We start from the raw sequence: 1,377 nt of genomic DNA on the forward strand, positions 1-1,377 counted from the left end.
CGTCAAGCTCGATGTGGTGACCCTCTTCGACGCGGACGCGGCCGTCGCCGCAGTGTGCGCCGGCACCATCGACGCGACCTTCCGCGCCGTCACCATGCCCGGACGGCGGCTCCCCGACGGCATCGAGGCCGCCCGGGTCTACGACGAGCCCCTCCAACTGTTCACCGGCCCCGCCCACGAGTTCGCCGACGCGAGTGCGGTCGCACTCGGCCGGCTCGCCGGGCATCGGATCTGGATGCCGTCAAACGCTCCCGGTACCGAATGGGCGGCCTACTACGACGAACTCGGCGCCGAGTTCGGCCTCACCATCGACACGATCGGCCCCGACTTCGGCCTTGAGGTCCTCCTCGACACGATCGCCGATTCCTCGACCCTGGCGACCTTCCTCAGCGCCCGAACCCCGCTCGTGTGGCCCGTCGGCCACGACATGCGGCTCATCCCGCTGCGCGACCCCACTCCGGTCTATCCGCATTCGTTGCTGTGGCGCGCCGACAACTCGCACCCGACGCTGGCCGCGCTGCGTGACCATCTCGTCGCCCAGCGCCCCGACCGCCCCGACACCGGGACCTGGACGCCGACCTGGGCCAGGCACTCGAATCCGTCCGGCAAGGCGGGCGGCGCTTCGGTCACGAGGCATGTTCGTCGGCGACGCCGTTCGAACAGCGAGCCGCGGACCGATTGAGGAATGCCCGCAGCCGAACAGCGCGGTCACATCGCCGAGATGACCGGTTGTCCCACCGCCCGTCGGGGCAACTGCCGTCGAGGCAGCCCCTGCCGGGGCAGTGCCCGTCGAGGCAGACACGTGCCGGGTCGCCGAAGGCGTTTCGGCGTCGACACGCTCGACACGAGGGTCGGTGGAGCGGGTTCTCCGCGTACGCAAGCGTTAACCGGACGGCCCCCGAAAAGGTCACGCCCCGCCTGCCGAAACCCCCCGCGCGGAGGCGGGATTCGCGCTCGCGACCCGCCGCCCGAGTGGAACCGGCGTGCGCGGGCGGGTACATCGGAACTCGGCCCGTTCGCCCGCCGGGCCCGGGATCAGGGGGGCGCGGTTGGGTGCTTGCGGGTGAACATCAGCGTGTCGTCCCGGTCCGATTCCCGGGCCATTGCCGCAGGTGGCGGGCGGATTCGGGGGCGTGGAGGGGTACCGGGGGCATTTTGCGCCCGTCCTCGGCACCGATACACAGGGTGGTCTATCGCATACCCGATCGGGGTCGTACGGGGACGCGCCGCCGGCGTTTGCCGGTTGCGGGCCCGCCGGGGTGTGCGCGGTCCGAGCAGGAAGGCATTCCCCGTGTACGCGATGCTGTGTGAGTTGCTGGTCGAGGAGTTCGGTATCGAGGCCGACGAGATCGTTCCCGAAGCCACGTTCGGCGCCCT

Annotated in this window: 1 protein-coding gene; it reads left to right on the plus strand. The window is 70.9% G+C overall.

Annotation, left to right across the window (positions count from 1 at the left end):
- On the plus strand, positions 1-682 hold a 682-nt coding region (locus GT354_RS52105; RefSeq protein WP_237536300.1), incomplete at its 5' end, for a LysR substrate-binding domain-containing protein.
- Between the last annotated feature and the right edge of the window lie 695 nt (positions 683-1,377).

Source organism: Streptomyces sp. SID3343 (assembly GCF_009865215.1).
Taxonomy (GTDB): Bacteria; Actinomycetota; Actinomycetes; order Streptomycetales; family Streptomycetaceae; genus Embleya.